Consider the following 6200-nt stretch of genomic DNA (forward strand, 5'->3'; position numbering starts at 1 on the left):
CTACTGGACGACGTAACCGCGCGCCTGCATGCACGCGCCGTAGGCGGCCCAATAGCGGGTCATCGGCGGCTCGGGCGCGGGCAGCGGCGGCAGCTTCACGTTCGACGCCGCGTTGGCCTGCAGCGAAGCGGCCGCGCCATCCGACGCGCCGGGTGCCGCGTTCGCGCTCGCGCCCGGTGCCGCCGCCGATGCGTTCGGCGGTGCATTCGCCGCCGCGGTGGCCGGTGCGCCTGGCGCGCTGGCACCGGCCGCGGCTTCGTTCACCGGTTTCGCCGACGATGCGCCGCCAGGCGCTTGCGCGCCAGCCAACGGCGCGCTCGCGGCTTCGGGCGCGCTCGCGCTCCACGGCAGCGGCGTGGCTGAGAAGGAACTAGGCGGAAGCGGCGGCTTCGACGGTACGCCGGTCGACGCACCTTTGGCCGCGGGCGGCTGACGCGGCGGAATCTGCGACTCGTGGGCCATGTTGACCCCGGTCACGCGGTTCGCCTCGGCGTAGCACATCGCGTTGTCGATGCTGCGCTCGTAAGGGCTCTGACTTCGGATCGGATAGGTGACAGGCCGCCACGCGAACGCGGCAGTGCTCGTCACCAACAGCGTCAGTACGGTATATGTTCTAAATGCCATCGCAGTCACTCCCGCAGCGATGTCTCGCCTTTTTGTGTTTGATTTCGTGTCGTGCTTTCGTTCTGTGCTCGTTGCGCGTCGTGTTCGAGCTCGTTCTCATGCCTGGCGCTCGTGCTTCTGTCGCGGCCTGCCGATAGGCCGTGGCGTTGCGGTGCTTGCGCCACGGCTCCCCGGAACGGGCACGTCGCGAATGCCGCTTTGACGAGCGTAGCACCGCGGTTTGGCCACGCGATGCATCGGATAGCGCGCGAAAACGCCATCGTGCAGTGCAATCAGGACACAATCGGCGCGGCGGCGTTGAAGATCGGGACAATCCCTGGTCGCCACGAAGGATCGTCAGGAGTCGAAGATGAAAAACCTATCGTATCGCTATCGGCCGCTTTGCGCAGCGTTCTGTCTGTCGGTGCTGTCGCTCGCCGCGCCGCTCGCGAGCGGTGCGAGCGACGCCAACATGAGCGCGGAGACGGCGGGCGAGCGCGCAAGCTTCGCGCAGGCGTTTTGCGACGTGTCGCCCGAGCGGATCGGCGCCTATAAGGAGCGGCTCCGAAAGGTCCTGACCGGTGCGACCGATTTCGATCAGCACTGGGACACGGGCTGGCACCGCGCCGACATCACCAATAGCCAGATGAACGCACTGCGCGAGCGAGATCCGAAGGAATTCGCGGCGCGCATCAAGGTCAATTGCGAACGGCTCAAGTGGATGGCGGGTAATGCGTTGCACCGGCCTGCGCAGAAGTGAAGTGAAACGAGCGCGCTGTCGGGCGACCGAAACTGGCGGATCGTGGCCTCATGCAGAAGGCTTCGCCGGTCTGAATCTCGCGCGGTTGTATTCCGCGACATGCGAACCGACTGGAACCGGAAGCTTTTTGCATCACTCGACGGTTTCGGCCAAAAATCCACATTATTATGACTTTCGATTAATGGTCGGCTAACCGTCGAGTAGTCTGCAGATGTAACTCTCAACGACTTTTCGAGCATGTAACTAATTCGCGAATATCGTTTTGTCCGTACTGCGGCACATTTGCGGCGGTAATGAGGCCTGCTATGCGAATATTAGCTAACGTAATGCCGGACCGACCTTCTGCTGGGCAAGTTTCCAGATCAAACGCTGTTTGACCTTTTGCCGTTATCGTTTCGAAGTGAGGAGCGATTATGTTGAACCCGAAGACGTTCGGACACTTCCTTTGGCTCGTCCGCAAGACGTGGATAACACGCGGGCCGCGTTTGTACTACTCGCAGTTTGGAGAGGACGCGGTGTTGCGCGAGATAATCAGTCCCCGGTGCAATAAGGGTGTTTATGTCGACGTTGGTGCATACCACCCTGTCAAGTTCTCGAACACACATGCGCTGTACAAGCGTGGTTGGCGCGGCATCAACATAGACATGGATCCAGTGAAAATTGAAACGTTTTCTCTTGCGCGGTCTGGTGATGTCAATGTATGTGCGGCCGTCTCGAACGAGAAACAGCTCAAGGAAGTCTATAATTTTTCAAATTATGGGTTGACTTCGGCCATAGATCCCATAGTGGCTGCGGCCGAAGTCCAGAAGCCTATCTCCGTCCGGACCGTTGAAACCACCACATTGAACGACGTTCTCGAGCACACCCCGTACGCCGGTCAGGAAATCGATCTGCTTTCCATCGACGTGGAAGGTCACGATTACGAAGTCTTGCGATCGATTGATATCAGCAGGTATAAACCAAAGATCATCATTGTGGAGTCTACGCTGACTTCGATAAGGGAAGTAATAGATTCCGCCATATTTCGCTATCTGGAGGAGCGCAATTACCGACTGGTCAGTTGGACATATTTGTCGCTGATCTTCAGAGTGGAAAGATCTCAAATCTTTCGAACTCAGTTATAGCGCTACGGCTCTGCAAGTATCGTCCTTGCAGCTGCTATCAATTTCACAGTCCCACTATCAACGGCCGCTGCAACGGTCCAGATATACCTGGACCCGACTGGTGCCTCAGCCGTGAAGCACATTCACGAGCCCCTCGACTTGCCTGAAGGCTGACTATCGTAACGGCCCGCGCTTATGGGGGATTTCCCTGGGTTTGACGTTTCGAGCGGGCGCTCCGCTCACAAGTCGCTGCCTCGTCATGGCTCGCCTCTTCCTTCACGAAGGGCCGAATCTCAACGCAACATGTCGGTAAATTATTGTTTTCTTAGAGAAAATGCCGAACGGCAGACGTTCCGCACGGGGCGGCGTTCAAGTCCGAGCGAATCACGTTTCAGGGTGAGTGTCGAGATTCACTTAACTTTGAACTGATCGTGCCGCTTGGATAAGGCTTTCGGGGCGTGCCGCTCAGCCAACTTTGAACCCGCGGTTCACTTAAGTTTGAACTATCTGGCCTTTGGTTCGCTCAACTTTGAACTTTCTGGAGCGCATCCGGAACTATAACGGCCAACGGCTGATACCCTTCATGTTTTTCCGTTGAGTCAAACGGCCTGCGTTGCCGCCGAACCGATCCTGTCGCTCTAATGTGCCGGTCTCCCACACAAGTCCTTTTCCGTTATCTAATGCGCGAGCACCGCACCCAAGTCGAGTTCATCGGCAACTTTCTTCAATCGCTTGTCGCGCGTCCAGATGGTGACGCCGGGTTGCAGGCGCGCCGACGCCAACAGTGACGTGTCGACATATCCGATGCCACGATTGAACAAACTCTCGCATTGGATCAGATAAAACGTCTCCTCGGGCGTTGCAACCGGCGCACGCGGCAGATCGAGCAACGCGCCAAGCACGACGTCACGGTCACGCAGACTACCCAGCGAAATCTCGCCAATCACATAGGGATGAGCCAACACACGCTCCTCGGCAAGCAGGCCGATCAACATAGGATCAGCAGCGTTGATGTGGTCGATCCAGACTGACGTGTCGACAAGAATCATTCGGCGTCCTGCCGGCGTCGCGGCACTCCCTTGATGCCCGGTTGGCTGCCGCCAAGATTTGCGAGCCGTTTGGCGGCTTCACGCTGGATCAAGGCCCTGAGCGCTTCGCGCACAAGCGCCGTTTTTTCCTCCACACCCGTATAGGCTTGGGCCTTGGCGATCAAATCGTCATCGAGCGCAATGGTCGTACGCATAAGTACCTCCATAAATTGAGGCATCAATTATAGCATCTTTTGATGCCTATAACCGTGTCTTTTGTTTGTCGTAACAAGTCCGTTTTGACGCGACGTTCCGATACAGTTTGTACACAAGAACAGCGAACCGGCCTGTCGGAGGCGACGCAACGTGTCGTTGACCGCCGTAACGAGCTTCGCATGCCTCTGCATGCTCGACGATCGGTGTGCATCGACCTTGATCGCCATCTTCTCTTTCCGACGTGTCCAACATCCTGCGAATTGACTTGCATCTCCGTCAAATACTGTATAGATTAACAGTACTGTTTTTATATACAGGATCGGTCATGAACCAACTCATCCGCATCTTGAACAACGGTGACCGCGAAATGCTTGAGTGGCTGCGCAAGCATGTCGGAGACGTGCGTGTGGCTGCTGCTGCGCGACATCTGGGAGGCAACGGCAAACCGTACCTGTCCGCTGTGTGCCGCTATCTTGGCGTACGTCCACCAACGCTTCATCAACATAGCCGGCCTGTTGAAGACTGTACGGTCGGTGATAGCTATCTGGCCCAGATCCGTCAGTTGTTGGCACAGCGAAACCAAGCGTTGTTGAAGCGTCAACTTTGATGCTGCGAGTTGTCGCGCGTCCTCCGGGAAATAGCAGCATGATTAACGATTCTGCTCTTGATATGGATATCCAAGACATCAATCCTGTCGCCCTCGAACGCGCACTCCGCAGCGCGTCGCTTGACCTCCAGCAGATCGTTGCAACGGTCGCAGGCCGTTACCTCGACAATGGTCGTCACCGATACTCAAATGGCGCGCGATTGCCGACGTGGCGCACGCTGCTGACAATCGACGAGCAGGTCTTTGAGAATCGGGGCTTCCAAGCGAGGCACAACGAGACTGTACGCTCGACGTTTGTCCGGTTTGAGGACAGTCGTTTGTCCGGGATGGATCTTGACGAACCTGTCGACTGGCGACGTGACGACGACAACTGGCCAGCCGTTTACCTGCTCGTGCGCGCACTGGTACAGGCCGCCGCTACCGATGTGGCCACTCAGGACTAATGTGCCGATATGAGTCGTCTTCCAATAGTTCGAGTCGCTGAGCGCGCCGGCCGGGCAAAGATGGACATTGGCTCGTGCCGTCGAGCCGTTGTTCGCAGATCCGGTCTTCAACAACCAAAGACATACACTAAGATTGCTTGAGTATGTAAATGTCATTGACGAGCGCACTCTTAAACGAGAATCGCCCAATACTTGGTTGCTAAGCGATATCCGTTGCCGCTGAATCGCCATTCACTTTCCGGGCGCAGGAACAGGCAGCCTTAACCTTGAAATTCGCTTTTTTCTTTTTAAGCTGCTCAATCCGAGTTTCTATGGTTCGGCTGTTCATTTCCGCGAGCTCCTGAGCGTGAGCGTTTATCTCCGCATCGAAATCTCTGGGAAAAGCGTTGCTTGGTGATTCAATAAGAAGTTCCAAGATATTCGCCAATCGACTGCACGCCTCGTGGAGGCGTGCCCAACTCTACAACATTCAGAGATTCGACCTGCGCTGTCAGATTATTATTTACCTTGGTATTCTTGCCGTTCAGAGCAATTGCCCACTGTCCATGAGCAATTTTATTTCGCACAATGCTCGGAGTCTCAATATACTGCTTTATCAACGCCGACATTTTAGCTCGAGTAGCGGAGGTGTCCACGACGATGCTCGCGGCTGAAACCCTCGTCAGTCCCAAATCAAGCGCTTTATGCCATTGCAACGGCACGGTCCCCTGACCTTTAATGTCACTGATGTCCGTATCGGACAGTCCATAGGGCGTATGTATCGCTTTCGAGAAAACAACTTCAGCATGCGCACTATATAGAAGCGCGAGTTGCCTAGTCGCAAGACGCAATGAAGCCTCCTGCCCCTTGACCAAATACTCATTAATGGCACGAACTTGTTGGTTCCAAGCTTTCTCAAGCATACGAACGTTCGCAACTTGTGCGCGATAGACTTCTAGCTTTTCTTCGTTCGTCATGGCTCGCAGACGGCGGGAGTTATGCGCGCCCGGGAATCGAACCCCACTCGACGAGTGCCCTCCCAAGACGGGAGGAGGATCTCTCTCGCCTTTCAACGAGAGCGCTCAACCAAATTGAGCTAGCACGGCGGCGCTAATTATACACACTGGGATCCAACGCGCAATTAGGCTTCGGCAGTACACACTGTCGAACTGAGCGTCGACTGTAATTGGCTCGCGTTCGGCCAAATCTTGGGGGGTGCCCAGCAATTTGAGACGCAACCAGCCCAGTGAACTGATGGGCCTATCGCAACAACGAAGTTCTTGATTTAGCTGACGTTGCCAATAGCGTGACTTGGGTGGCCATATTGTTTTATCGTATCCGTCAGCGCATCCCGTCTTGAACGCACGTACGCGCGGTGCGAAGGTGTAGCCATCGTAACGACGGAGCAAATGCGATGGAGAACACCACGGGAGAGACTGTATTGACGGGCACGCGGCGGCC

9 protein-coding genes are annotated in these 6200 nt (G+C 56.1%); 4 read left to right on the plus strand and 5 right to left on the minus strand.

The genetic code is table 11. The features are described 5' to 3' along the window. Positions 1-624, minus strand: coding sequence for a hypothetical protein (locus F6X40_RS08050; RefSeq protein WP_184065073.1), 624 nt, complete (start codon positions 622-624; stop codon positions 1-3). A gap of 349 nt (positions 625-973) precedes the next feature. Between F6X40_RS08050 and F6X40_RS08055 the strand changes: the two genes are divergently transcribed. Together F6X40_RS08055 and F6X40_RS08060 are read left to right on the plus strand one after the other, a co-directional pair. Then, positions 974-1363 carry a hypothetical protein gene (locus F6X40_RS08055; protein ID WP_187627379.1) on the plus strand — a complete coding sequence of 130 codons (390 nt, stop codon included), beginning with the start codon at positions 974-976 and terminating at the stop codon, positions 1361-1363. Between the two features lie 413 nt (positions 1364-1776). After that, positions 1777-2487 carry an FkbM family methyltransferase gene (locus F6X40_RS08060; protein ID WP_262421402.1) on the plus strand — a complete coding sequence of 237 codons (711 nt, stop codon included), beginning with the start codon at positions 1777-1779 and terminating at the stop codon, positions 2485-2487. A 656-nt stretch (positions 2488-3143) separates the two neighbouring features. Here the strand turns inward: F6X40_RS08060 and F6X40_RS08065 are convergent. Both F6X40_RS08065 and F6X40_RS08070 read right to left on the minus strand, forming a co-directional pair. Beyond that, positions 3144-3515: a type II toxin-antitoxin system VapC family toxin gene (locus F6X40_RS08065; RefSeq protein ID WP_187627380.1), complete on the minus strand. Its 372-nt coding sequence runs from the start codon at positions 3513-3515 to the stop codon at positions 3144-3146. Continuing rightward, positions 3512-3709 carry a type II toxin-antitoxin system VapB family antitoxin gene (locus tag F6X40_RS08070; protein ID WP_187627381.1) on the minus strand — a complete coding sequence of 66 codons (198 nt, stop codon included), beginning with the start codon at positions 3707-3709 and terminating at the stop codon, positions 3512-3514. Before F6X40_RS08070 ends, F6X40_RS08065 begins: the two co-directional genes overlap by 4 nt. A gap of 326 nt (positions 3710-4035) precedes the next feature. On the opposite strand from F6X40_RS08070, the gene F6X40_RS08075 reads away from it, so the two are divergent. Together F6X40_RS08075 and F6X40_RS08080 are read left to right on the plus strand one after the other, a co-directional pair. Then, positions 4036-4317, plus strand: coding sequence for a hypothetical protein (locus F6X40_RS08075; protein ID WP_187627382.1), 282 nt, complete (start codon positions 4036-4038; stop codon positions 4315-4317). Between the two features lie 38 nt (positions 4318-4355). Next, the gene (locus F6X40_RS08080; protein ID WP_187627383.1) at positions 4356-4760 is read left to right on the plus strand and encodes a DUF2471 domain-containing protein; all 405 of its coding nucleotides are present in this window, start codon (positions 4356-4358) and stop codon (positions 4758-4760) included. A 199-nt stretch (positions 4761-4959) separates the two neighbouring features. On the opposite strand, the gene F6X40_RS08085 is transcribed toward F6X40_RS08080, so the two are convergent. Beyond that, complete coding sequence (locus tag F6X40_RS08085; protein ID WP_187627384.1) at positions 4960-5175, minus strand: hypothetical protein; 216 nt, start codon at positions 5173-5175, stop codon at positions 4960-4962. Continuing rightward, complete coding sequence (locus tag F6X40_RS08090; protein WP_187627385.1) at positions 5159-5716, minus strand: hypothetical protein; 558 nt, start codon at positions 5714-5716, stop codon at positions 5159-5161. Before F6X40_RS08090 ends, F6X40_RS08085 begins: the two co-directional genes overlap by 17 nt. Positions 5717-6200: the final 484 nt, after the last annotated feature.

Source organism: Paraburkholderia sp. UCT31 (assembly GCF_014397655.1).
Taxonomy (GTDB): domain Bacteria; phylum Pseudomonadota; class Gammaproteobacteria; order Burkholderiales; family Burkholderiaceae; genus Paraburkholderia; species Paraburkholderia tuberum.

Bases quoted from the DNA above. Each gene is read 5' to 3' on its own strand.
- F6X40_RS08050 (WP_184065073.1), bottom strand. From the start codon at position 624: ATGGCATTTAGAACATATACCGTACTGACGCTGTTGGTGACGAGCACT.
- F6X40_RS08060 (WP_262421402.1), top strand. From the start codon at position 1,777: ATGTTGAACCCGAAGACGTTCGGACACTTCCTTTGGCTCGTCCGCAAG.
- F6X40_RS08055 (WP_187627379.1), top strand. From the start codon at position 974: ATGAAAAACCTATCGTATCGCTATCGGCCGCTTTGCGCAGCGTTCTGT.
- F6X40_RS08070 (WP_187627381.1), bottom strand. From the start codon at position 3,709: ATGCGTACGACCATTGCGCTCGATGACGATTTGATCGCCAAGGCCCAA.
- F6X40_RS08080 (WP_187627383.1), top strand. From the start codon at position 4,356: ATGATTAACGATTCTGCTCTTGATATGGATATCCAAGACATCAATCCT.
- F6X40_RS08090 (WP_187627385.1), bottom strand. From the start codon at position 5,716: ATGACGAACGAAGAAAAGCTAGAAGTCTATCGCGCACAAGTTGCGAAC.
- F6X40_RS08065 (WP_187627380.1), bottom strand. From the start codon at position 3,515: ATGATTCTTGTCGACACGTCAGTCTGGATCGACCACATCAACGCTGCT.
- F6X40_RS08075 (WP_187627382.1), top strand. From the start codon at position 4,036: ATGAACCAACTCATCCGCATCTTGAACAACGGTGACCGCGAAATGCTT.